The sequence below is a fragment of the Cyclobacteriaceae bacterium genome (genome assembly GCA_025808415.1).
In the GTDB taxonomy this organism is placed as follows: Bacteria; Bacteroidota; Bacteroidia; order Cytophagales; family Cyclobacteriaceae; genus UBA2336.
In genome coordinates this window covers 1,677,535-1,703,663 of record CP075525.1, presented here as the reverse complement: position 1 = coordinate 1,703,663, position 26,129 = coordinate 1,677,535, and the positions used below count along the sequence as shown (strand labels likewise).

The window sequence follows — 26,129 nt, the reverse complement described above, 5'->3', positions numbered from 1 at the left end:
CATTTGTGTGTTTACCTTTGAAATTGAACTACATGGGCCAATACTCTATTAAAGAACTCGAAAAGCTTTCTGGCATAAAAGCCCATACCATACGCATTTGGGAAAAACGGCACCATATTGTTGAGCCGCAGCGTACCGGTACCAACATCAGGCTCTACTCCGATGATGACTTGAAGAAGATCATCAATGTATCGCTACTCAATACCAACGGTATTAAAATCTCCCACATTGCCGACATGACCACGGACGAAATAAACGGCAAAATCCTGGAGTTAAGTGAACAAAAATCCGATACTGTAATTTTCATCGATCAACTTATTGTTGCCATGGTTGATCTGGATGAGGAAAAATTCGAAAAGCTTTTGTCGGGATTTATTTTACGATTTGGTTTTGAGCGCACCGTTACCGAAATCATTTACCCCTTTATGGAAAAGATAGGGGTGCTTTGGCAAACCGAAAACGTAACGCCTGCCCAAGAGCATTTTATTTCACACTTAATCCGGCAAAAATTAATTGTTGCCTTGGATGGGCTGCCGCTAACCCCAACCATTCCCAAACGGGTATTGCTTTATTTGCCCGAAAATGAATGGCACGAGTTGGGGCTTTTATTCTATCATTATGTTGTTCGCAAAGCTGGCTTTAAAACCATTTACCTTGGCCAAAGCGTTCCGTTTAAAGACATACTTAGTGTTACAGAAACGCACCAACCCGACATCATAATCACCAGCATCATTAGTTCACCCTTCGGAACAAAGGTGGAAGAATACCTCAGACAACTGGCTACTGCTTTCCCAGGCAAGAAAGTTCTCGTTTCTGGGTATCAAACCAGGCATTTAGAAAGAAATAATTTCAAAAACATTGAAATCTTCCGAAACGTGCTGGATCTCAAGCAATTGCTATCTATCTCCTGAAGTAATAATGTTTAATATTTTATAATATTAGTTAAACATTTTTATATGAATTAGCGTATATATCTTGTTTTTGTTCAACTTTTACTTAAATTTGTTAAACAAACAGCAAGAGCCATGACAGCACTAGAATTCGATTACCAGATTGCCAGCCTACGCCCCACATTAAAATCGTTCACCCGCAGGTTCACAAACGATAAAGAAGAGTCGCACGACCTGGTGCAGGACACCATTCTCAAGGCGCTCACGTACCGCACCAAGTTTCGTGAAAACACTAACCTGAAAGGATGGCTGTTCACCATCATGCGTAACACGTTCATTAATAACTACCGGAAAAATCAGCGTGCCAGAACATCGCATGATGATACAAAAGAGTTGTACTTCCTGAACGTAGAAGACACACACACCTTCAACTCTCCGGGCTCAAACTTCGAGTATAAAGACATCTGGAACAAGGTTAACAGTTTACGCGATGAATTGCTTGTTCCGTTTAAGATGCACACCTCCGGTTACAAGTACCATGAGATTGCCGATCACCTTAACATACCGATTGGTACCGTGAAGAATCGGATTTTTCATGCGCGTAAAGAAATTCAAAACAAGTTGGCCGGATATTGATTATCTTGAGTAGTTGGAATAAAGATTTGTCCGGTAAAAACACATGAAAAAAGTTGCTGTCATAGGTTCAGGTTTTGCCGGATTATCCTCTGCGTGTCATCTTGCCAAAGCCGGTTACTCAGTAACAGTTTTTGAAAAAAACAGTACCCCGGGCGGGCGCGCCAGGAAATTTGAAGCCCAGGGATTTACTTTTGATATGGGACCCAGTTGGTACTGGATGCCCGATGTATTTGAAAAGTTCTTTGCGTCCTTCGGCAAAAAACCTTCCGACTATTATACCCTAGAAAGGTTGGATCCATCCTATCGGATTTATTATTCGGCCGAGGAACAACTCGATATTCCTTCCGGCATTGATGCACTTTGCAAGATGTTCGACCGGCTTGAACCCGGCAGCAGTAAAAACCTCTTGAAATTCCTGGAGGAAGGAAAATACAAATATGAAATCGGGATAAATGAACTGGTCTATAAGCCTGGTCTGTCACTTTTAGAATTGGCCGATCCCAAATTAATGACCGGAGTTTTTAAACTCCATGTCTTTCAATCCATATCCACATACGTCAGAAAATATTTTAAAGAAAAGAAGTTAATCCAGTTACTGGAGTTCCCCGTATTGTTTCTGGGAGCAACCCCTGAAAAAACTCCCGCGCTATACAGCTTAATGAACTATGCGGATATGGCCTTAGGTACCTGGTATCCGCAAGGTGGCATGCATAAAATTATTGAAGGCATGGTACAACTGGCTACTGAGCTTGGGGTAACATTTGAATTCAACAGTGCTGTTCAACAATTGGAATTAAATGCTGTGAAGGCAAAAGGTGTAATGGTTAATAACCAATTAAGACCATTCGACTACATTATTGCCGGTGCGGATTATCATCACGTAGAACAAACCCTGATCCCGGAATCCTTCAGACGTTACGATGCCTCATATTGGGATAACAGAGTAATGGCACCTTCAAGTCTTATCTTCTACCTGGGGCTCAACAAAAAACTTGATGGTGTACTTCATCACACCTTATTCTTCGATCAGGATTTCGGCAAACATTCAGAAGAGATTTACGAAAATCCGCAGTGGCCCAGCAGTCCTCAGTTTTATATCAGTTGTCCATCCAAAACAGATGCGACCGTTGCACCTGCCGGTCATGAAAATGTTTTCATTCTTATACCGGTAGCACCGGGCCTTAAAGATGATGATACTACACGCGAGCACTACTTTAACATGGTGATGGATCGGTTTGAGAAAATGACCGGACAATCCATTCGCGACAGTATTGTATTTAAGCGTAGCTATGCCCATAATGATTTTATGGCTGATTATAATTCCTTTAAAGGAAATGCCTATGGATTAGCCAACACCTTGCTCCAAACGGCAAATCTTAAACCCAGCATCGTAAACAAAAAAATAAATAACCTGTTTTATACAGGACAATTAACCGTTCCGGGCCCGGGTGTGCCACCCTCCCTGATTTCAGGACAAGTGGTGGCTGGAGAGTTGATTAAACGGGATAAAAAAGTATAAACCTTTAGTATTGAGTAACTTTACCACGGGATGAAAGAACTTTACGACAAAGTCGCTATTCGATGCAGCCGGTTAACCACCCGGGCTTACAGTACCTCTTTTTCGCTTGGTATACTCTGCTTGAAGAAAGAATTACGCGATCCCATTTATGCTATATATGGGTTTGTAAGATTTGCTGATGAGATTGTAGACACCTTTCACGAATACAATAAGCAGGAACTGTTCATTCGCTTTAAAGAAGAAACCTATAAAGCCATTGAAGAAGGTATCAGCCTGAATCCCATCCTTCACAGTTTTCAGGAAACGGTACGAAAATATTCCATCGATCGTTCATCCATCGATTTGTTTTTGCGCAGCATGGAAATGGACCTGAGCTTAAAAACCTACGACCAACAGGGCTTGAAGGAATACATTCTGGGTTCGGCTGAGGTAGTGGGGTTAATGTGTTTGCGTGTTTTTGTAAAAGGTGATCAAGAACAATACAAAAAACTCAAACCCATGGCTATGAGCCTGGGCTCTGCATTTCAAAAAATAAATTTCCTCCGCGACCTGAATGCCGACTACCTGCATATGGGGCGTACCTATTTTCCAGGATTAGATTTTGATAAATTTGATGATGCCAAAAAAACTGAAATTGAAGAAAGCATCAAGATAGATTTTGAAGAAGGCTTAAAAGGCATTAAGCTCCTGCCCCGCTCCTCTCGCTTCGGGGTGTATGTGGCCTACGTTTATTATACAGCCCTTTTCAATAAAATAAAAAACACCCCCTGCGAGCGTGTATTGGAGAGCAGGATACGCATTCGTAACCGGCACAAGGCAAGGCTACTGGCTTATTCGTATGTTAAGCATCAACTGAATCTGATCTGATGGAAGAGTACGTTATTTTGGTTGACGAGCATGACAATGAATTGGGTGCCATGGAAAAAATGGAAGCCCATATAAAAGGTGTTTTACATCGTGCTTTTTCTGTACTCGTATTCAACACGAAAGGTGAAATGCTGATTCAAAGAAGGGCCGATTGTAAATACCACAGCGCAGGTTTATGGACGAATACGTGTTGCAGTCATCCCCGGGCTGGCGAGGAGATTGAAGAAGCAGCCCAACGCAGGCTCAGGGAAGAAATGGGCCTTAATCTTCAACCTGAAAAAGCCTATTCCTTTATTTATAGAATTGAACTGGATGGCGGACTGATAGAGAATGAGTTGGATCATGTGTTAATCGCCACATACGATGGCGAGCCCGTGCTTAACCCTGAAGAAGCACAAGACTGGAAGTATATCAGTCTTTCTGCGTTAAAAGCCCGAATGAAATCCCATCCGCAAGAATTCACGCATTGGTTCAAACTGATTGTCAATCACCCTGAACTGAATGCGCTGGTAACAGCCTTGCCATTTTGAACATCCACACGGTCTGCTTGTTATAATTCAAATTGAAGTACCCATGTTCTCCTTTTTAAAAAAAGATCCTATCAGTAATCTAGAAAATAAGCGTAAAAAATTACTGGAAGAGGCGATGCACATTCAACGCTCAGGCGACCTGAAATTATACGCGGTTAAGATGGAAGCTATTGATAAACTGGAAAAGGAAATTGAAGCGCTTCGTAAATGATGCCGGTATTCAGGCTGTTGATGCAAATACTTGCCTTTTCTGGATGCGCAGGGATTTGCGGCTTCACGACAATGCCGGTCTATACCATGCCTTAAAAGAAAACAGCTCCATACTGCCTGTTTTTATTTTTGATACTACCATCCTTTATAAACTGGATGATGAAGTCGATGCACGGGTGGAGTTTATTCATCAATCGCTTCACCTGATCAAGGAAGAACTGGAGGCAATCGGTTCTTCCCTGCTGGTGCTTCATGGTATACCCGAAGAAATTTTTAAGTCACTCAAACCCAAATCGGTTTACACCAACAACGATTACGAGCCCTATGCCCGCCATCGTGATGATGGCGTGAAGAAAATCCTCGGGTTAAAGAACATCGAATTTAAAACATTCAAAGACCAGGTTATCTTCGAAAAAGCTGAAATCATTAAAGATGATGGCAAGCCTTATACAGTCTATACACCATACAGTAAAAAATGGAAGGCCACATTAAAGCCAGAACACTACCGCAGCTATAAAAACGAAGACTATTTTGATCATTTTAAAAAAATCAAAACGCTTCCGTTCCCGACACTTAAAGACATTGGATTTAAGCCATCCGGGCTGACTTTTCCGGAACGAAAAATCCGGCAAAGCATCATTGAGAAATACCACCTGCAGCGTGATTTGCCTGCTATTGAAAGTACCTCACGCCTGAGTGTTCATCTTCGATTTGGTACCATAAGCATTCGCAAACTGGTTCAGGTAGCCCTGAAGAAAAATGAAAAATGGTTAAATGAATTGATCTGGCGCGATTTCTACCATATGATACTATGGCACTTTCCAACTGTTGAAAAAGCATTTAAGCCGGCCTATGATAGAATTGAGTGGCGCAACAATCCTGAAGAATTTAAAGCCTGGTGTGAGGGCAAAACGGGTTACCCCATTGTTGATGCCGGCATGCGTGAACTTAACGCCACAGGTTTTATGCACAACCGTGTACGCATGATTGTAGCCAGCTTTCTCACTAAACATTTACTGATCGACTGGCGATGGGGGGAAGCGTACTTTGCCAAAAAACTTCTCGACTTTGATTTGGCAGCCAACAATGGCGGCTGGCAATGGGCTGCGGGCTCAGGCTGTGATGCTGCGCCTTACTTTCGCGTTTTCAACCCTTACATCCAGACAGAAAAATTCGATCCGGAAAACAAGTATATCAAAAAATGGGTACCGGAATTTGGCACAAAGGATTATCCTAAACCGATAGTAGAGCATGCCTTCGCACGCGATCGGGTATTAACCGTATACAAAGAGGCGCTTAACACATAGTTCATGCGAGGAGTAAAAAAATATGACCTGCCGGAAAAAATTTGTGTTGTGTGCAACCGTCCTTTTACCTGGCGCAAAAAATGGGAGAAGGTATGGAGTGAAGTAAAATACTGCAGTGACCGTTGCCGGAATTCAAAAACCCCAACAAAATACTGAATCTGAGCCATCGCGCATAACCTTACAGCGTCTGGCGTGTTTGATCTATCATGGATGTTTCCTTGATTTTCCCCCATCAATTGTTTAAAACAAATCCTGCCCTGAAAAAAGGATGGAACGCCATACTTATTGAAGAAGATCTGTTCTTTACGCACTATCCGTTTCATAAACAAAAGCTGGTTCTTCAACGGGCCTCCATGAAAAGCTATGAAAAGCAGTTGGAGAAGAAGGGTATCAACATCTCGTACATCGAAAACGAAAAAGGAAAAACACTTTTAAAGTTATTCAACAAACTGAGCAAAACAGGTGTCACCTCTATTCACTACACCGATACCGTTGATTACTTATTGGAGCGCAGGTTAAAACGTTTCGCAGGGAAGTGCGGAATAAAATTGATTCAATACCCCTCTCCTAACTTTATTTGCTCCGAAGATTTTATTCATACCTTCTTTAGCAAAAAGAAACGCTACTTTCAAACCGATTTTTACATTGAATTAAGAAAACAAAACAACACTTTAATTGATAAAGGTACTCCCGAAGGTGGATCATGGACCTACGATGTATTGAATCGAAAGCGATTACCATCGGCTATATCAATCCCTGCCCGACATAAGTTACTCGAAAATTCATTTGTTGTTGAAGCCAAAAACTATGTCCAAAAGAATTTTTCTGAACACTATGGATCAGTTGAGGATTTCAACTACCCCATAAACTTTGAGCAAGCCGAGCAAACGCTCGATAAATTTATTGCTGATTACTTTAGCCAGTTCGGTGATTACCAGGATGCCATCGATAAAGAAGACTCCTTTCTCTTCCATTCTGTGTTGACCCCCAGTTTGAATATTGGTTTACTTCAGCCTGAAGACATTTTAGATAAGGCAATAAAAGCTTACACCAGAAAAGGAATTCCGCTTAATTCGGTTGAAGGATTTGTCCGACAAATATTAGGTTGGCGGGAATTCATCCGGTCAGTCTACATCCGTGAAGGCGTTCGTGAACGAACCACCAACTACTTTAACCATCATCGAAAAATTCCAACATCATTCTACACCGGTACAACGGGCATTGAGCCGGTTGATGCTGTAATTAAGCGCATACTTAAAACCGGGTATGCCAATCACATTGAGCGATTAATGATTCTAGGAAATTTTATGTTACTCTGCGGATTTCACCCGGATGATATTTATAAATGGTTTATGGAACTGTTTATCGATGCTTACGACTGGGTTATGGTACCCAATGTATATGGCATGAGTCAATTTGCGGATGGCGGGTTGATGGCCACCAAACCTTACATCAGCGGATCAAATTACATCCTGAAGATGAGTCATTATAAAAAAGGAGAATGGTGCAACGTATGGGATGGTCTATACTGGAAATTTATTGATACCCATAAAGAATTATTCGCTAAAAACCCAAGGATGAGCATGATGGTAAAGCTTTTGGAAAAAATGGATTCATCCAAGCGAAAAAAACTTTTCCATGCGGCCGACAACTTTCTTAAATCAGTATAGTGAAAAGCCTTCGCAAAAAACCCTGGAACCGCGTAGATCAACCCGTGTACAGCATCGCGAGCAAGGCCGGTGATCAGGCGAATATGAACATCTGTTCGTATGTTACACCTGTATCGATGAAACCCAAGCGGTTTATCGTTGCCCTCTACAAAAATACCTTAACACTGGAACTGGTCAGAAAAAACCCTGAATTCATATTGCAATATCTGACCCGCGATCAACACCGATTAATTAATCTGTTAGGGAAAAAGTCTGGTCACGCTATAGATAAAATTTCGCGATTGAAAAACCAGGTAACAGTTTACAACGATTTTGTAGTCTTAAAAGATTGCCTGGCGTATGCTCACCTGAAGGCCGTGGCCTGGCTGGATGGAGGAGACCATTGGTGTACCCTCTGCGATGTTGTTGCTTATAAAAATATACAGGAAGCCGTACCGTTAACGCTTAATTACCTTCGGGATAAAAAAATTATTTCAACATGATTACGCCCGCAAAATCTCTGGAGGAATTAAACAACGACATTGACCGGCTCGATCTGGTGGCGTATGGTCAAACCCGAAACTACCTCGATGGTGCTGTCAGCAAGCTATCGCCTTACATTAGTCGTGGTTTTATTACACTACCCTACCTGAAAGACCGGATACTATCACGTATTTCCTTACCCGATGCCAAATCATTTATTTATGAATTATGCTGGCGGGAATATTTTCAACGCATCTGGTTTGCGCAGGGCGATAAAATATTCACCGACTTTAAGAATAAACAAACACCTATTGCGCATTACCTCTTGCCAAAGGCACTGGTGGAAGCAACCACAGGAATTCACGTAATCGATGAGCAGCTTAAATCACTTTATTCTTCCGGCTATATGCATAACCATGCGCGCATGTACATCGCATCGTTGGCGTGTAATATAGCTAGGGCACATTGGTTGGTCCCTTCACGCTGGTTATATTATCATTTATTGGATGGCGATCTGGCCAGCAATGCGCTTAGCTGGCAGTGGGTGGCTGGTACATTCAGCTCAAAAAAATATTACTTTGACCAAAACAACGTGAATACCTACAGCCGGACGGAACAGCAGCATACCTTCATGGATTTTTCATACGAAGAAATAATGCAAATGAACACCCCAGCTGCTTTACAAGAAACAGCTGAACTTACACTTAAAACTATCCTGCCAAAACCGACATCCGTATCGCTTGATTATACAAAACCACTTTTCCTGTACACTTCGTATACCCTCGATCCACAGTGGCGCACCCATACAAATGCTAACCGGCTACTAGTGCTTGAACCCTCTCATTTTAATTCATTTCCTGTATCGGATAACGTTTTAAACTTTATCCTTTCCTTGAAAGAAAAAACAAATGACCTTCAGGTTTATGTTGGCGAAGTGACCAACCTGCCCGGCTTAGAGGGATTTCCGGAAATTATCAGTAAACAGCACCCGACAACCCAACACTTTCCTGGTCATAAAGATGAGCCAGCGTGGATGTTTCCGGAAGTTCCGGAGCCTCGCGGATCCTTCACAGGGTTTTGGAAAGGTTGTGAAAAAGTATTGATAAGGAGCACACCCCTATGAAATCGTTAACCATCTTACTTACCGGGTCAACCGGTTATATCGGCAGGCGTTTACTGCCTGTATTGCTCGAACAAGGGCATCATATCATTTGCCTCGTTCGCGATAAGCGCAGGTTCGATTTCGAAGATTTTTCGGAAGAGCATCAGCAACATCTAACGGTAGTGGAAGCTGACCTGAATAATCCGGATACGTTAAAGCAGCTGCCCAAAGAGATTGACCTGGCCTACTACCTTGTTCATTCCATGAGTACGTCCGAAGATTTTCTGGCACTCGAACAGAAATCAGCGGAAACATTTGTGGGCTACATCAACCAAACCACAGCCAAACAAATTATTTACCTCAGCGGAATTGTAAACGATCCCTCTCTCTCTAAACACCTGAGCTCCAGAAAAAATGTAGAAGATATTTTAAGTCAGTCGACTGCCCGTTTAACCGTATTGCGTGCTGCGATTATTATTGGTTCCGGAAGTGCCTCATTCGAAATCATCCGCGACCTGGTGGAGAAGCTACCAGTAATGATTGCACCCAAGTGGTTGAAAAGTCGTTGCCAGCCGATTGGTATTCGCAATGTTATTGAGTACCTGATTGGTGTGATTTTAAAAGAAGAAACATTCGGACAGTCATTTGATATTGGCGGACCAGACATAGTTACCTACAAAGAAATGCTGATGGGCTATGCGCGTGTACGCGGATTGAAACGTTGGATCATTCCGGTGCCGGTGTTATCACCGCAGCTCTCTTCCCACTGGCTTTATTTTGTTACATCAACATCCTTCACGCTGGCCAAAAGCCTCGTGAGTAGTTTGAAAAATGAAGTTATCTGTTCCGACAATCGCATCCAGGCAATTGTTCCTGTAAAATTGCTTAACTACGAAGAAACGTTACGCTTAACACTCGATCGCATTCAGCAACGGCTGGTCATTTCAAGTTGGAAAGATGCGGTACCTACCGATGCCATCGATCAAAACTTTCTGAACTACATTGAAGTACCCACTTTCGGTTGCTTTAGTGATAAGCGAACCATAACGTTTAACCGGCCTAAAGAAGAGGTTATAGAGAACATCTGGAAAATCGGAGGAGATCAGGGGTGGTATTATGGTAACTGGATGTGGGGCATACGCGGATTTGTTGATAAACTTTTTGGAGGCGTGGGGTTAAGGCGGGGACGAAGAAATGCCACCGATTTAAAAGCTGGTGATGCCCTTGACTTTTGGCGGGTATTGCTGACCGATAAGAAAAACGGAAGGCTACTGCTCTATGCCGAAATGAAATTGCCCGGAGAAGCCTGGCTGGAGTTCAAAATTCAGGAAAATACTTTAGTTCAAACGGCAACATTTCGACCGCTCGGCCTTTGGGGACGCATTTACTGGTACGCTGTTCTTCCCTTTCATGGCCTTATTTTTCCCGGCATGATCAGAAACATTGTACGGGTTTAGGTGTTCCTGTAGTGATGAAAATTTACAATCTGAAACGAACTCAGTTTTTACCCATTTCTTTACAAGAGGCATGGGATTTCTTTTCCAGCCCGGCCAACCTTTCCAAAATCACCCCGGACCACATGGGTTTTAAGATCCTGTACATGTCGGGCGGACCCAAAATGTATCCCGGTCAGGTAATCCGATACATTGTTTACGGCCTGCCCGGAATACCCATGAACTGGATGACTGAAATCACCCATGTTCAGGAGCCTTATTATTTTGTAGATGAGCAGCGTTTCGGTCCGTATGCTCTGTGGCATCACCAGCATCATTTTAAGGAAGTTGATGGCGGAGTGGAAATGACGGATGAGGTTAATTACGCCATACCACTTGGTCTCTTGGGCCGACTGGCCAATTGGTTATTTGTAGGGCGCGAGGTAAATCGTATTTTTGAGCACCGTTATCAGGTATTAGAGAAATATTTTAACGATACGCTAGCAGAGCCGGCATGAGTGTTTCATTAATTATTATTTGTTCCCTTATTGTCATTGCCACTTTTTTGTTCTGGGAGTTTGTGGCATGGTTCACCCATAAATACATCATGCATGGTGTATTGTGGATTTGGCACAAATCACATCACACGGTACATGATCATGCTCTTGAAAAAAATGATTGGTTTGCCGTAGTGTTCAGTTTACCATCCATTGCTTTATTCTGGTATTCATCAACTACCTCAAACCCGTATCTGTTTTCCGTGGCGTTGGGCATTTTATGTTACGGAATATTTTACCTCATCTTTCACGATATTATTGTTCATCAACGTATACGCTGGCGCCCGGCCAAGCGCAGCAAATACTTGCAACGGATGATCAATGCACACTACGTTCACCATGCCAAACACACCAAAGAAGGTTGCGAAGCTTTTGGATTTCTTTATGCTCCGAAAAAATACGAGCCTAAAAAATTTGTATTAAAAACAGAAAGGCAAGAAACCCAATAAAGGTGTTCAACGAGCGCTACCTCTATTTGTCGTTAGATTTGCTTTCTATAAGCTTACCATTTATTTATAGCTTCTATTCTCACGCACCTTTTTATAAAAAATGGAAACATCTGTGGATTGCTATTCTGATTCCGGCTCTGTTTTTTATTGTGTGGGATGAGTGGTTTACACAAATGGGAGTTTGGGGATTTAACCCACGGTATCTTACCGGAATCTATATTGGAAGTTTACCGCTGGAAGAAGTTCTGTTCTTTATTTGCATTCCCTATGCCTGTGTGTTCACCTACCATGCATTGAACTACCTGATAAAGAAAGATTACTTCGGACCGTATCAAACAAAAATAACCTGGATACTGGTGGCCGCTTTAGTTATTCTTGGAGCTATCCATTACGACAAATGGTATACAGCCGTGACCTTTTTTCTGTTGGCAGCCTATCTGATCATACTGACCGTTTTCATTAAGCCCGATTATCTCGGACGCTTTTATTTTGCCTACTTGTTTATACTTATACCTTTCTTTATCGTGAACGGAATACTAACCGGTAGTTTTATTGAAGAACAGGTTGTATGGTATAACCCAGCTGAACAGATTGATTTTCGCATGGGTACAATTCCGTTTGAAGATACCTTTTACGGCATGCTGTTGATACTGATGAATGTTTCGATTTTAGAATACCTGCAAAAAAGAAAAATCCCAAAGGCATAGCCTGTGGGATTCAAAATTTTAAGTTTCTTTTAGGGTTATCCAATAACCTCAACTTCCTTGGCTTTCTTTTCCTTTTTGGATTTTATACCGTTGATGGATTTTGAAGCCTCTTTCGCTGCCTTAGCTGCTTTCTTTTCTGCCTTAAGGGCCTTCTTTTTCGCTTCCTTAGTATCTTTTACCACGGCTGAGGCAAGTTTTTTAGAGGATTTGCTGATCAACTTTTTAACCTTCTTGGAAGGTTGGGGGTCTTCAACGGTTACCACTTCATTAAGGGTACCCGCAAACTTATTCTTCAAATCCTTTTTCAATGCTTTCGTCTTGTTCATAAAAATTATCGATTGTGCTTTGAAGGTAGCGAATGTTGCCAACAGGTTAACCGTCTTAACAATAATTTAATATTGGAATTGGTAAACCATTCATAATAAATAGGTTACGATTCTCAATACTAATGTTGCTATTCGTACCGCAATGATGTGGCTGCATTGGCATGGGCGGCCTTTAGGGCCTGGAAACCGATGGTTAGAGAAGCCACAACAAACGCTATAAAACCAGCCAGCACAAATACCAAAACGTTCAGGTCAATCCGGTAAGCGAAACCGGCCAGCCACTGCCCCATAAAATACCAGGCCGGAACAACAGCCAGTACAAAAGAAATGGCAACCAGCACCATAAACTCTTTTGATAACGTAAGCACCAAACGCGAAACCGAAGCACCCATGGCCTTGCGGATACCGATTTCTTTAGTGCGCTGTTCAGTAAGAAAAGCAGCCAGGGCAAACAATCCCAAACAAGCTATGAATATGGCCAGGGAAGAGAACACGGTAAACAGATCGCGCATGCGCATCTCTGCCCTGAAAAGTGCATCAAAATCCTGATCGAGAAAACTGTATTCCAAAGGAATACCCGGTGCAAATTCTTTCCAAAGTGTTTCAATTTTTGCTGTTGCCTCTGCCGGGCTTCCTTCATACCGAACCATTAGTTGACGGGAGATGTCGGTTAGTTGAATTACCAATGGGCGCACATGGCTTTTTAAAGATTCATAGTTAAAATCTTCAATAACGCCAATCACTTTTATCTGTTTTGGCTTATCACCGGTGAAATCGAGGATCTCCGAACCAATAGCATTGTCCAAAGTCCAACCCAACTCACGAACGGCCGATTCATTTATGAGGCAAGCCGATGAATCCGAAGCCAGGTCGCGTGAAAAAAACCTGCCGTCTTTTATCGTGAATCGCATTACCTCCTGATGATCCCAATCGGCAAAATACGAAGCAAGCAAACGATCTTGTTCGGAGCCGGCTATCCTGAATACATTTATATTATTTATTCCCGGAAAAAGATTGTTGGTGTACGATGAGGCTGTAATACCTGAAAGTTGATCCAACCTGTCTTTAAATGCTTTACGGGACTCACCGATGTTACGCAAATTTTGTATAGTGATCACCCGGTTTTTGTCAATGCCCAGGTTTCGCTCCTGCATAAAATCAAGTTGTTGAAAAACCACCAGTGTTGCAGCGATTAAAAAAATGGAAACACTAAACTGCACAACTACCAATAAACTGCGAACCCCCTTGGTTTTCATGCCTGATCGCAACTTACCTTTTAAAACTTCTACCGGATTGAAGGAGGTAAGATAAAGTGCCGGGTAACTGCCCGCCAGTAAACCCACAACAACCATCAAGGCCAACGCCATCAGAAAAAAATCAGCTCCCAAAAAGGATGCAAAAGTCAAGGACTTACCCGCCAAGGTATTGAAAGAGGGCAACAGCAGCCAGGCCAGTGCACAGGCAAGTGCCATGGCAATAAAACTATACACAAACGATTCAGCTAAAAACTGACCGATTAATTGATTACGGACAGAACCTAATGTTTTACGCAAGCCCACTTCCTTGGCCCTTCCGGCCGAACGTGCGGTGGATAAATTCATAAAATTGATGCACGCGATAATTAAAATAAACAAACCAACAGCAGCAAAAATGTACACATACTTCATATCTCCGGCAGGTTCCGGGTCACCTTCCAATTTGCTGCGTAAATGTGTATCAACCAGAGGGTACACAAAGTAACTATACTCACCACCCTGCGCTTTGAATTGATCATACGTGAGACCGAGTTGCTCAATTTCAGGTCCTACATGCTTGATAACTATCTCTTCCAACCGGGTATCGACCGTTGCAGGATTGGTGTTCTGATCGAGCATTACATAGGTGAACATTGAGTTCCCTGTCCATCCTTTATAAATCTGATTTTCCACCGTGCTCAACGACAGCAGTGCACTAAACTGAAAATGGGAGTTTAGAGGAGCCCCTTTAGCTACACCGGTTACTTTAAATGATTTTTTATCCGGCCCGATGGTGAGCATCTTGCCAAGGGCACTTTCATTGTTAAAATATTTCTTTGCCAAGTCTTCGGTTAGCACGACCGAATTTGGCTCGGTAAGCGTAGAATTGACATCACCCTCCAGCAGTTCAAAACTAAAGAAGGAAAAAAAATTCGAATCAACATAAAATATCTTCTTCTCACTAAAGGATTTATCCTCGTAACTAAACACAACCGTGTTCGATGCCGGCCATATCCTGATGAAGTCTGTAATGCCTGGAATTTCTTCTTTCATGGTGGAGCCAACAGGATAGCAGGATGCACTCACATTAAATTCCTGCCCGGCCATTTTACCCCTTAAACCAACACGATATATCTGACTGGCTTGCTTATGAAACTGATCAAAACTCAGTTCATCCTTTACGTAAATGAAAATAAACAAACAAGCGGTTACGCCTACAGTAAGGCCTGCAATGTTAATAGCCGAAAAGAATTTATACTTACGGATATTACGGATGGCAATGGTGAAATAATTACGAAGCATATTCGATTAAGGTTAATGATGGGTTGATAGTCAGATGCACGATAAAAGTGATTGGTTGCTTCCTCATTCATTCTTCAAATTTTCAACCGGATTAATAAAGGCTGCCTGCAATGTTTGCGAGCCGATGGTAATACCACCAAATAGCAAGAGCACAAACACGCTTAAGGCGATCGTAAGCAAATCCACGGAAACATGAAAAGCAAAATTTTGTAACCAAAGGTTGTTGATAAAATAGGCTACCGGTATGGCCAACGCCATCGCCAACAATAATATAGACAGATAACCCTTGGAGAGAATAAGTACCAACGATTGATTACTGCTACCCAATACTTTTCGCAAAGCAATTTCCTTCTTACGCGTTTCAACCGTATACGTAGCCATACCCAATAAGCCCAGGCAGGAAATAACAATTGCCAAGAAGGTTATAAAACCCAAAACCTTCACAAGTGTACCAAACACAATGTCATACAATGAATTCATTTCCTCGTCAAAAGCCCTGATGTCGGATTTCAATTCCGGGTAAAGTGAAGCCCAAACTTTCTCTACCTTTTCCTTTGCCTGAAGATAGTTTCCGGTATAACCAACCTGAAGAATACTGTACTCTGCCGGATTGAACATCAACGCCAATGGACCAAGTTTTTCTGCGAACATTTCATGATTATAATCTTTAACCACGCCAATAATCTGTTTTTCGGTTGAGTCGGGCTGGTTGATAATAACTTGCCCCAATGCCTCGTAATTAGAACCATAATGAAAAGCCCGCACAGCTTCCTCATTGATTACAATAAAATTCCTGTTCGATTCGCCTGCCTGCCCATCATAAAACCTTCCGGCAACCAGCTCAATATCCATATTGTGCAGATAGTCTTCATCTACTGAAAAATAATTCATGGTTAGCCAATCACTATCCGTTAACTGCTTTTTAAAACCGTGACCATACACGATGCCGGCTGCCGGTATGTGCGAAGCGGCTGATACAGTTAACACTTCAGGATATTTGAGCAATTCATGCTTAACCCTGTCCTTATCGGCCTCACCTGTGCGTACAATTATTTTATCTTTTGAGTCAAAGCCATTGTCGATATTTACAAAAAGTTGCAATTGATTAAACAGCACAATAACGCTGATGATAAAAATCATGGAGAAGGTAAACTGAACTACTAACAGTGCCTTACGCAACCCCATTTTTGACATGAGTCGCGTATTACCAAGGTTCTTTAATACCTGTATGGGTTGAAAGCCGGATAGTACACCGGCAGGAAATAACCCAGCCAGTACACCAACAACAATTGCAAACAACAAGAAGACTATGTAAACAAAATAATTTCCTTCAAGGTCCCACCGCAGGGCACGGGCAAAGGCCAGGTCGAGCATGTGCGGTTTTATGAACATAAGAATACCGAACGCCATTACCAAAGCAAACAAGGCAACCACTACAGATTCGTTGACAAACTGAATAAAAATCTGCCACCGTGCTGCGCCTGTTACTTTGCGAACACCAATTTCCCGTGCACGACCGAGTGAGCGAGCAATGGAAAGATTGGTGAAATTGAAGCATGAAGTAAGGAGTACAATGCCAGCCAGGCCCATCAAAAAGTAAATGATCATCCAGGGCATAAAAGGACCGATGGGGTTGTTAAGCATTTCGCCCGGTGTAATGCTCATTAAAGGCTGGGTACTGAATTTAACAGGTTGAGTATCAGCATTTGGTAGTTCAGTAAAATGATCAACATAAATTTTATCGAGGGCGAGTTGAATATCGTGAGGGGTTTTGCCCCTTTCAAGCACAACATACACCCAACCCATGGTGAAATTGTACCAGTTATCCAGGTCCTTACCTAATTTACCCTCTGCAACCAGGCCTGGCACGGTACTGATGCTGGCAAATGCCTCTACAGCAATATGCGATTTGTTACCATTATCCTTAAGTACACCGGTAACTGTATAAATTCCCAGCTCACCAACTTTAAAACTTTGACCTAACGGATTTTCTTCCTTAAATAATTTCTCTGCAGCCTTTTTTGTAAGCACCACCGAATAAGGATTGACCAGGGCCGATTTTGAATCACCGTACAATAATTCATACTTGAATACTTCAAGCATCTCGGCATCGACAAAATAACCGCTGATAGGAACATTGACATCAAAGCTAGGCTCCAACTCCAGCCAGTTGTTGCCAAAGCCACGCATAATACGAACGGCCTTTTCAACACCCGTGAAATTATTCAACAACTCATCCCTTACCGGTAAGGTTGCCGTTGCATATGGGTTGCCTATCTCCAGCTTATTGTTTTTATCAACCATACGGGTAGTGATCCGGTAAATCCTATCCCGATCAGGATTGTAACGGTCGTACATCATCTGGTCGGCCACCAGCATCATAATCGCCATGCATATCGACATCGCCACGGCCAAACCAAAAATGTTGATGAAGGAGAATATCCTGTGTTTAAGAATATTTCGAATAGCAATAGTGAAGTAGTTTTTAAGCATACCAAAGCAGGTTAAGAGAATTACAAAAAGTTACGAACAGGTGCAGGAAGGTATGACTTAGACGTACACACTGACTATAGGTTACAGGTTCAATGCCTGAAACTTAAAGTTTATTGGCATTTTCATTACTCATCCCGCAACACATTCACCGGGTTCATGCGTGCCGTGTTATAGGTTTTCAACGCCACCGTTAAGGCCGAAGCGGACAAAACAATCAACGAGGAAACCAACATAGCTGTAACTGTAGCCTTCTGGTAAAACTTCCAGATGCTGCCCATGAGCATATCGGACATCCAGAAACCACCGGCTGCGCCCAACACGCAGGCAACCAACAATATGATAGCAAACTCCGTATTGATAACCCGGGAGATATTGGAGACAGAGGCCCCTAAAACTTTGCGCACCCCAATCTCTTTCATCTTTTTAATAATATTGAGCGAGACCAGTGTAAACAAACCCGTAATGGAAAGAAGCACGGCTACTAAACCCAGAAAAATGAACATCTTAACAATATTTGTATTTACGGTAATGGCTTCCACATTTGAATCGGACATGTAGCGACTGCCAAATTTTCGGTAAGGAAAAACTTCTTTCCATTTGGCTTCCATGTATTCGTTTACAGATACAATCTTATCGGCAGGCGCACTGACCAGCAAGTGCTTGTACTTTTCAGGCCCACTGGTGCGAATCATCAAGGGCTCCAATTCGCGCCATAAGCCGTTGGTATAAACATCTTTTACAACACCAATTACATAGAACTTTACGGTATCCATCCAAACAATTTCTTTCCCGATGGGCTTATCCCAACCAAACTTTGAAGCAAGACGTTGTGTAATAATTACTGACTCTTTACGATCGGTTTCAGAATCGACCATAAAGTCCCTGCCTTCAACAAGGGTAAGACCTGCAGTTTTCAGATACCCATCGCCCACATTAATGATATCCACTTCAATCTCTGTTCCTTCATGTTTGATTGGATCGTTGTAATAGTTGGAAAAAAAATGATGTTCAGATCCTGAAATAGAAATCACATCGGGATTTTGCGTCATAACATTCCGCAGAGCATTGTATTCTGCCTCGCTGTTCACCCAGGTAAACAGTACTTCCTTTTGGTTAAAGCCAAGATCGAACTCACGTTGGTACTGCGCATTTTCTGTAAATGCGATACTGCAAACAATACCTATGAGTGATATAGCAAACTGAAGCGATAATAAAATGCGTGTGAAGTAATTAGTTCCGCCAAATTTCAATTTTCCTTTCAGGATGGATGTCGGCTGAAACTTACTGATGTAAAAAGCAGGGTAACTCCCGGCCAGTAAACCGGTAAAGAAAAGTATGCCGATCATGACAAAAAGAAAATCGGGTTTGCCGAAATAATCGGTTGTAAGCTTCATGTAAGGCCATAGCGAATTGAAAGCAGGTATCAATAGCCATTCGGCAATCGCCATCCCAAGCATCAGGGAAACAAAACAAACCAACATGGTTTCACCAATAAACTGAAACACCAGTTGGCCGCGCATACTGCCCATAACTTTACGAATACCAATCTCCTTAAGCCTGCGTGATGAAATTGCTATTGAAGTATTGGTGAGGTTGAAACATGCAATAAGTAAAACAAAAATGGCCATAACGGCACACCCAATAACGGCAGCAATTGGTGATGCCTCGCGTGTCCAGGTTCCCGGTCTTTCGGCATAGGTATCCCTAACGGCCATGCCTACAAAAGGATCCAGCTTATAACTTTTTATAATAAAGTCTTCACGAATCTTATTGTTATTTTCAACAAAAGGCAATAATTGAGCTTCAATTGAAGCTATTCGAGCAGGATTATCGAGCTGCAAAAACAGCGTATTACGGAAACGCCAGCTCTGACCTTGCTCCAATTCGGGCGCTGCATCCCAGTAATTTTCATATAAGGCAAAAGCCTCATCATTGAAACTTGAATTGGTTGGAGGTAGTTTAAATACTGCACCAACTTCAAATTCACGCAACTTACCTTCCTGCAGTATATGGGTAACAGGCCTGCCCAGCACATCGGTTGAGTTAAACAACCTCAGCGCCAGTTCATCGCTTATAACAAGGTTGGTTTTCCCTTGTATTGCCGATGGAGAACCTTTAATGAACTCAAAAGTAAAGAGGGAGAAAAATTCAGGATCAACATAAGATATGCTTGACCCGAAAATCTCATCATCAATTCTTAAGTCGGCATACGAATTGGAATACCTTGTACTGGCGGTTATATCCTTACTATTCTGGCGAACAATCTCGCCAAGAGGAACGGGTACGATGCCATATTCAGTAGTCATTCCTTGAAAATCCCGGACCATGTTTACCCGATAAATTTCATGTGTGTTCTTGTGATGATCATCAAAACTGGCATTGAAATCGTAATTGTACCAGGCCGTAATACAGCAGGCAATAGCAATGGCCATTCCCACTATATTGATGAAGATATAAACTTTGCTCTTCATCATACTGCGAAAGGTAATCAGTAAATAGTTTTTTAACATGAACGAAAGGGTTGGTTACTGCTTAAGACTTCAAATTATAACAACAGGTTGCACCTTACCCAATAAAAATGCCAACTATATTTTTAACGGATCAGTAAAGACAGGCGTGTTTTAATTGAAGATATTGTTCAAATATGAACAGCAAACTGTTCACATTTACACTTATGCACAAACAAAAAACCCTGACACTATCGCCAGGGTTTCTTGCTTTAAGCAGTACAGCTTTAAATGTGGAATTGCTCCTTAATATTTTCTGTTACTACCTTACCATCGAACAAGTTTACAATGCGGTGCGCATAGTTGGCATCGTAAGGTGAGTGCGTAACCATAATAATGGTTGTGCCCTCTTCATTCAGTTGAGAAAGAAGCTTCATCACTTCTTCACCATTGGCTGAATCCAGGTTACCGGTAGGTTCATCGGCCAGTATTACTTTGGGTTTGGCAACAATGGCACGCGAAATAGCCACACGTTGTTGCTGACCACCAGAAAGTTGCTGCGGGAAGTGGTTTCTGCGGTGCATGATGTTCATGCGCTCCAACACTTCCTCAACCCGTTGCTTGCGCTCGGTAGAAGGTACTTTCATGTATAGCAAAGGAAGTTCAACGTTTTCGAACACGGTAAGCTCGTCAATCAGGTTAAAGCTTTGAAACACAAAACCGATTGAACCCTTACGCAATTGGGCACGCTGGCGCTCGGAATATTTTGATACCTCGTGTTCGCCAAAATGGTACTCACCATTTGATGGGTTATCAAGCAAACCAAGAATGTTAAGCAAAGTTGATTTTCCGCAACCGGAAGGTCCCATGATGGCTACAAATTCACCATCTTTAATCTCCAGGTTAATATTGTTTAGTGCAGTTGTTTCTACTTCTTCAGTAGTGTACACCTTTTCAAGGTTTTTTAGTTTTATCATGGTTATGGCAATTTTCGATTTAAGGATGTTTTATATAAGGAATTGGTTTTACGTTTCTAATACTCTTTATTTATCTAAAAGGTTACATTTTGATTCAAGGTTCAAGGTTCAAAGTTCAAGATTAATTTCGTTTGTATCTAACCCATTCTGAATTTTGAATATTGAACTTTGAATTAATTTAAGACCAGCACTTCATTATTACCAAAATTCTCATACGATGAGGTTATTACCCTATCGCCAGGCTTAAGCCCCTCCAGTACTTCAAAATGCTCGGTATTCTTTCTGCCCAGTCTGACGCTCCTTTTCACAGCCCGGTTACCGTCAGCATCCAAAACATACACCCAATTTCCTCCTGTATCTTTATAAAAACCGCCAACCGGAAGTAATAATTCTTCTGAAGATTGGCCCAACTCAATGCGTAACCGTAACGACAACCCCCTGCGAATACCCGAAGGTGTTTCGCCTGTAAAATTCATGTCGACCGGAAAGCGTCCGTTCAGCACATTGGGGTATACATAGGTAATCACAAGCCCATAATCTTTGCCGGCATAATTGGTTGTGGCACGCAGGCCTTCGGAAATTCTCGGCAAATAAATCTCGTCAATCTCTACGCGTACTTTATAACTTCCCACCACATCTACCTGCCCCAAACGCTGGCCCGGGTTTACACTTTGCCCAACATCTAACTGGGGGCGTGTAAGCTGCCCTTCAATGGGTGCTTTCACCACCAGGTTATCCAGTATTTTACCAACGTTTTCAAGGCTTTGTAAAAGTTTTCGCTCACTTTGATCCAGTTGCACAATCTGCCTTAGCCTGTCAAGCGAATCCAACTTGTACGCCTGGTAGGTTATTTCTTTGCGCTTCAGGTTTGCGAAATAGTCGGCCTCGGTGCGTTCAAAATCCTGTTTTGAAATCAGCTTTTTCTCAAACAACTGCTTTTGTCGTTCATACTGGGGTTTCAATGTAGCCAGGGCATTGTCAATGGTTATCAAACTTTCCTGCTGGCGCAAGGCATTTTGGGTAATTTGCAAACGGGTTTCGCGTATACGGTTAATACTTTGCGTCAGGTTTGATTCCTGGTCAAGGACGCTGATCTCACGGTTAAGGTTGCTTAATTCCAAAACAATGTCACCAGGCTTTAACATGGCACCGCTTTCGGCCACCACGCGTTTTATGGTTCCCCCTTCTACAGCATCCAGGTAAACCGTGCGGCTTGGTTCAACTGTTCCGGTTTGTGGAATGAACTCCTGAAATACTCCTCGGCTTACGGTGGCTATAGTGATTTTTTCCCTTTCAACTTTCAAGCGCGAACGCCTGTCGGCAAACAATACCTGGTAGGCCACAAATACTACGAAAATGCCAATACCGCCTACGGTAGCTACGCGCTTAAAGGTCCAATTCTTCTTTTTTAACTGTCGATCCATTAACTAAAAATTAAAAAGTGGTTGCTCGACATCCCGGATGCCAACAAGCGTGCCAACAGGCTTTTACTGCAATGGAACTCAATTTAAACGGTCAAAACCAGGTTATCTCGTCCAAATGTGAACGTAACCGTCCGGTTACGGACATAAATTTTAGTACTTTTAAAACCCAATGCCCGTTTTTTGTTGTGTAAGCCACGATGCTGGCTTTCGGTACCAACTTTGCCACTAACAGCCCGTTTACGGACATAACCGATCGACTATGGAACAGAAGCAAGGAAAGATTTTAATCGTAGATGATAACGAAGACCTCTTAAAAGCAGCTAAGATGTTTTTAAAGCGCCACTTCATACAAGTAGACATAGAGAAAAACCCGGAGGCGATTCCTTCCTTGATGAACCATGAAGATTACGATGTTATCCTGCTGGACATGAATTTTACCAAAGATGTAAGCAGCGGCAGCGAGGGTTATTATTGGTTGGAGAAAATACTCGAGATCGATCCATCGGCCGTGGTCGTGCTTATAACAGCCTATGGCGATGTGCAAATGGCTGTGAAAGCAATTAAAGCCGGTGCCACTGATTTTGTACTTAAGCCCTGGGAGAATGAAAAACTGTTGGCAACACTTTACTCGTCCATGCGCTTGCGCGAATCGCGCGACCAGGTAGAGACGCTGAAAATAAAAAACCAGGAAATCAATAAAGAACTAAACAACCGGTTCAGTGAAATCATCGGCCAAAGCCAGGCCATGCAGCGGATTTTCCAAACGATTGACCGCGTGGCCGTGACCGATGCCAATGTTTTGATTTTAGGTGAAAACGGCACAGGCAAAGAGTTGATCGCCCGCGCCATTCACCGCAACTCATCGCGTGCACGCGAAAACTTTGTAAGCGTGGATTTAGGTTCCATTACGGAAACACTTTTTGAAAGCGAGTTATTTGGCCATAAAAAGGGTTCGTTTACTGATGCCAAAGAGGATAGGCCGGGACGTTTTGAGTTAGCCAACGGAGGCACACTTTTTTTAGATGAGATCGGAAACCTTTCCATGCCCTTGCAGGCAAAACTACTTACCGTGCTACAAAACCGAAGGGTAAGCCGTGTAGGGGCAAATAAAGAAACACCCATTGACATACGGTTGATTTGCGCCACCAATATGCCCTTGTATGAAATGGTAAAAGAAAACCGGTTCAGGCAAGACTTGCTATACCGCATCAACACTATCGAAATAGAGATACCTCCCCTACGCGAAAGGCTTGAAGATATACCCTTGCTGGCAAACCATTTTGTAAAACACTATGCCGAAAAATACAGCAAGAGTGTAAGCAAAATAAGCGATGCAGCTGCCGTGCGCATGCACAAACATCCGTGGCCGGGTAACATCCGTGAGTTGCAGCATGCCATTGAACGGGCAATAATACTTAGTAATAACCCCGTATTACAACCCGAGGATTTTAACCTGACGGCTTCCGCAGCAAAAGAAGATGGGCAACTAAGCCTGGAACAATACAACCTCGAAGATGTGGAGAAGTTGTTGATCAGGAAAGTTTTGAAGAAACACAATGGTAACATCACGCAAGCTGCTTCGGAGTTGGGCTTAACGCGCTCCTCACTGTACAGAAGATTAGAAAAACATGGTCTTTAAAAATTTATCAATGAGTCAATTTGAAGGTTTGAACATGACTACATTAAGGTTAATAACCCACTTTCAAATTTTCAAATTAGCATGCTAAGCGACTTCCGGTCACGTGTATTTTTTCGTGTTCTCCTAATCGGCTTATCGATTGCCCTGTTCATTTACATGCTCGGCAACGATAATATGTTGTTTGCCGCAATACTAACCTGCCTTATCATCGTTCTTCAACTAGCCGAACTTTTTCGCTTCGTAAGCCAAACCAACCGAAAACTGACCCGCTTTCTTGAATCGGTAAAATACTCCGATTTCATTTCGGGTTTCACGGCCGATCATAAACTTGGAAAAAGCTTTAAGGACCTGAACATTGCCTTTAATGAAGTGCTGGAGGCATTCCGAAAAGCACGTTCAGAAAAAGAAGAACACTGGCAATACCTCAATACTGTTGTGCAGCAGGTTCGCACGGGTATTTTATCCTATGATGCCGAAGGGAATATTCAATTGATTAATACCAACGCCCGAAAGTTCATGAATGTGCAGGCGATAAACAGCATCCACGAATTGAACGAGAGGAACCATAAACTTTACCAGGCGATTGTAGAAACAGAGGCCGGCAAAAGCAACCTGTATAAAGGAAACAACGAACTCTATTTAACCATACAGGCAACTGAACTTCGCATACGTGGCAACGATGTTCGCCTGATAACCTTGCAGAACATCCAACCTGAATTGCAAAAGCAGGAACTGGAAGCCTGGCAAAACCTTACGCGTGTACTACGGCACGAGATCATGAACTCCATAACACCTATTTCATCGCTTACATCAACCCTAAAGGATGTGTTGCGCTATGATTTACAAGAACGTGATGGACATTACGAACTAAAAGCCGAAGGCGCAACCGATTTAAAAGAAGGATTGGAAACCATTGAAAACCGGAGTAAAGGATTGATCAAATTTATTGATGCCTACCGCGAATACACTTCACTGCCGAAACCAAAATTGAAATCCATACGATTGAAAGACTTGATCGAGAAGGTGGCTACGCTGATGAAGCCGGATATCAAAAAACATAATATCCAATTCACATACTCCTGTTCATCTGATTACCTGACCATTCAGGCCGATGAAGAGATGATAGAACAAGTGTTGATTAACCTTTTAAAGAATGCTGTTGAAGCCCTATCGGAAACCGAAAAGCCAACCCTTGAATTGCGTGGCGAATACGATGAAAGCTCTGTTAAAATTCTGGTGATCGATAATGGTGCTGGCATTATAAAGGAAGCTATCGATAAAATTTTTGTTCCTTTTTACACAACTAAAAAAACCGGCTCGGGTATTGGCCTGAGTTTATCGCGGCAAATCATGCAAATGCACAACGGCTCCATTAATGTTGAATCTGCCCCGGATGTAATGACGGTGTTTACGCTCAGGTTTTAACCCAAAAACTCATCCCACTCATTTCCATGGTGGTCGGATAATTCGCGTAAAAAAAGTGAGTAAGTAGGCTTGTGTGGTTTTTTGTGTAGCGGCATACCAGCCTCCTCGGGGGTATAGTCGCCTTTCTTTGCGTTACATCTTTTACAGGCAGTCACCAGGTTTACCCAGGTGTGCTGCCCGCCTTTTGAACTTGGAATAATGTGATCTAATGTGAGGTCCTTTCGTGTACCGCAATACTGGCACTCGAAGTTATCGCGTTTAAAAATATTTTGTCGGGTAAGTGCCACACCCTTGTAAGGGGCGCGTACATACCGGTTAAGCCGGATTACCGATGGCATAGGAAAACTCTGGCTAACCGAATGCAATTTATGCCCATTTGCCGGACGTATCATTTCGCTTTTGTTCAGGTATACCAGCAAAAAAGCGCGCTGAACGGAGCAAACCATCAATGGGCTGTAATCCTGATTTAATACCAAAACCCTGCTATTCATGCAGGTAAGTTAAGGGCTATCGGCTTAGTAT

Annotated in this window: 24 protein-coding genes; 17 read left to right on the top strand and 7 right to left on the bottom strand. The window is 42.5% G+C overall.

Annotated features, from left to right (window positions below):
* Positions 1–32 precede the first annotated feature (32 nt).
* The 15 genes from KIT51_08045 to KIT51_07975 all read left to right on the top strand — a co-directional run bounded on the left by KIT51_08045 (position 33) and on the right by KIT51_07975 (position 12,339).
* Complete coding sequence (locus tag KIT51_08045; protein UYN88533.1) at positions 33–911, top strand: MerR family transcriptional regulator; 879 nt, start codon at positions 33–35, stop codon at positions 909–911.
* A 114-nt stretch (positions 912–1,025) separates the two neighbouring features.
* Positions 1,026–1,526 carry an RNA polymerase sigma factor gene (locus tag KIT51_08040; GenBank protein ID UYN88182.1) on the top strand — a complete coding sequence of 167 codons (501 nt, stop codon included), beginning with the start codon at positions 1,026–1,028 and terminating at the stop codon, positions 1,524–1,526.
* A 43-nt stretch (positions 1,527–1,569) separates the two neighbouring features.
* Complete coding sequence (gene crtI / locus KIT51_08035) at positions 1,570–3,045, top strand: phytoene desaturase (GenBank protein ID UYN88181.1); 1,476 nt, start codon at positions 1,570–1,572, stop codon at positions 3,043–3,045.
* Positions 3,046–3,075: 30 nt separating this feature from the next.
* Positions 3,076–3,912 carry a phytoene/squalene synthase family protein gene (locus KIT51_08030; protein UYN88180.1) on the top strand — a complete coding sequence of 279 codons (837 nt, stop codon included), beginning with the start codon at positions 3,076–3,078 and terminating at the stop codon, positions 3,910–3,912.
* Positions 3,912–4,442 carry an isopentenyl-diphosphate Delta-isomerase gene (gene idi / locus KIT51_08025; protein ID UYN88179.1) on the top strand — a complete coding sequence of 177 codons (531 nt, stop codon included), beginning with the start codon at positions 3,912–3,914 and terminating at the stop codon, positions 4,440–4,442. Before KIT51_08030 ends, idi begins: the two co-directional genes overlap by 1 nt.
* Before the next feature lie 43 nt (positions 4,443–4,485).
* Complete coding sequence (locus tag KIT51_08020; GenBank protein UYN88178.1) at positions 4,486–4,653, top strand: Lacal_2735 family protein; 168 nt, start codon at positions 4,486–4,488, stop codon at positions 4,651–4,653.
* A 43-nt stretch (positions 4,654–4,696) separates the two neighbouring features.
* Entirely contained in the window at positions 4,697–5,959 is a 1,263-nt protein-coding gene (locus KIT51_08015) for a deoxyribodipyrimidine photo-lyase (protein UYN88532.1), read from the top strand.
* Positions 5,960–5,962: 3 nt separating this feature from the next.
* The gene (locus KIT51_08010) at positions 5,963–6,115 is read left to right on the top strand and encodes a DUF2256 domain-containing protein (GenBank protein ID UYN88177.1); all 153 of its coding nucleotides are present in this window, start codon (positions 5,963–5,965) and stop codon (positions 6,113–6,115) included.
* A 50-nt stretch (positions 6,116–6,165) separates the two neighbouring features.
* Entirely contained in the window at positions 6,166–7,629 is a 1,464-nt protein-coding gene (locus tag KIT51_08005; protein UYN88176.1) for a cryptochrome/photolyase family protein, read from the top strand.
* Positions 7,629–8,111, top strand: coding sequence for a flavin reductase family protein (locus tag KIT51_08000; protein ID UYN88175.1), 483 nt, complete (start codon positions 7,629–7,631; stop codon positions 8,109–8,111). Before KIT51_08005 ends, KIT51_08000 begins: the two co-directional genes overlap by 1 nt.
* Positions 8,108–9,214 (top strand): deoxyribodipyrimidine photolyase, encoded by a 1,107-nt coding sequence (locus KIT51_07995; GenBank protein UYN88174.1) that lies wholly within the window; start codon positions 8,108–8,110, stop codon positions 9,212–9,214. Before KIT51_08000 ends, KIT51_07995 begins: the two co-directional genes overlap by 4 nt.
* A complete protein-coding gene (locus KIT51_07990; protein ID UYN88173.1) occupies positions 9,211–10,650 on the top strand; it encodes an SDR family oxidoreductase in 1,440 nt (479 codons plus the stop codon). Before KIT51_07995 ends, KIT51_07990 begins: the two co-directional genes overlap by 4 nt.
* A gap of 14 nt (positions 10,651–10,664) precedes the next feature.
* Positions 10,665–11,144: an SRPBCC family protein gene (locus KIT51_07985; GenBank protein ID UYN88172.1), complete on the top strand. Its 480-nt coding sequence runs from the start codon at positions 10,665–10,667 to the stop codon at positions 11,142–11,144.
* A complete protein-coding gene (locus tag KIT51_07980; GenBank protein ID UYN88171.1) occupies positions 11,141–11,632 on the top strand; it encodes a sterol desaturase family protein in 492 nt (163 codons plus the stop codon). Before KIT51_07985 ends, KIT51_07980 begins: the two co-directional genes overlap by 4 nt.
* A gap of 2 nt (positions 11,633–11,634) precedes the next feature.
* Complete coding sequence (locus tag KIT51_07975) at positions 11,635–12,339, top strand: lycopene cyclase domain-containing protein (protein UYN88170.1); 705 nt, start codon at positions 11,635–11,637, stop codon at positions 12,337–12,339.
* Between the two features lie 35 nt (positions 12,340–12,374).
* Here the strand turns inward: KIT51_07975 and KIT51_07970 are convergent, their stop codons facing one another.
* The 6 genes from KIT51_07970 to KIT51_07945 all read right to left on the bottom strand — a co-directional run bounded on the left by KIT51_07970 (position 12,375) and on the right by KIT51_07945 (position 22,543).
* Positions 12,375–12,665 carry a hypothetical protein gene (locus tag KIT51_07970; GenBank protein UYN88169.1) on the bottom strand — a complete coding sequence of 97 codons (291 nt, stop codon included), beginning with the start codon at positions 12,663–12,665 and terminating at the stop codon, positions 12,375–12,377.
* 128 nt (positions 12,666–12,793) lie between these two features.
* On the bottom strand, positions 12,794–15,202 hold the full coding sequence (locus tag KIT51_07965; protein UYN88168.1) for an ABC transporter permease: 2,409 nt from the start codon (positions 15,200–15,202) through the stop codon (positions 12,794–12,796).
* Positions 15,203–15,265: 63 nt separating this feature from the next.
* Positions 15,266–17,695, bottom strand: a complete 2,430-nt coding sequence (locus tag KIT51_07960; GenBank protein ID UYN88167.1) for an ABC transporter permease — start codon at positions 17,693–17,695, stop codon at positions 15,266–15,268.
* 125 nt (positions 17,696–17,820) lie between these two features.
* The gene (locus KIT51_07955; protein UYN88166.1) at positions 17,821–20,205 is read right to left on the bottom strand and encodes an ABC transporter permease; all 2,385 of its coding nucleotides are present in this window, start codon (positions 20,203–20,205) and stop codon (positions 17,821–17,823) included.
* A gap of 224 nt (positions 20,206–20,429) precedes the next feature.
* Positions 20,430–21,119, bottom strand: a complete 690-nt coding sequence (locus KIT51_07950; GenBank protein ID UYN88165.1) for an ABC transporter ATP-binding protein — start codon at positions 21,117–21,119, stop codon at positions 20,430–20,432.
* Between the two features lie 173 nt (positions 21,120–21,292).
* A complete protein-coding gene (locus KIT51_07945; protein ID UYN88164.1) occupies positions 21,293–22,543 on the bottom strand; it encodes an efflux RND transporter periplasmic adaptor subunit in 1,251 nt (416 codons plus the stop codon).
* Between the two features lie 259 nt (positions 22,544–22,802).
* Here KIT51_07945 and KIT51_07940 point away from each other — a divergent pair, with 259 nt between their 5' ends.
* On the top strand, positions 22,803–24,182 hold the full coding sequence (locus tag KIT51_07940) for a sigma-54-dependent Fis family transcriptional regulator (GenBank protein UYN88163.1): 1,380 nt from the start codon (positions 22,803–22,805) through the stop codon (positions 24,180–24,182).
* An 81-nt stretch (positions 24,183–24,263) separates the two neighbouring features.
* Positions 24,264–25,607: a GHKL domain-containing protein gene (locus tag KIT51_07935; protein ID UYN88162.1), complete on the top strand. Its 1,344-nt coding sequence runs from the start codon at positions 24,264–24,266 to the stop codon at positions 25,605–25,607.
* Here the strand turns inward: KIT51_07935 and KIT51_07930 are convergent.
* The gene (locus KIT51_07930) at positions 25,604–26,098 is read right to left on the bottom strand and encodes an HNH endonuclease (protein ID UYN88161.1); all 495 of its coding nucleotides are present in this window, start codon (positions 26,096–26,098) and stop codon (positions 25,604–25,606) included. The two genes, KIT51_07935 and KIT51_07930, sit on opposite strands and share 4 nt — an antisense overlap.
* Positions 26,099–26,129 lie beyond the last annotated feature (31 nt).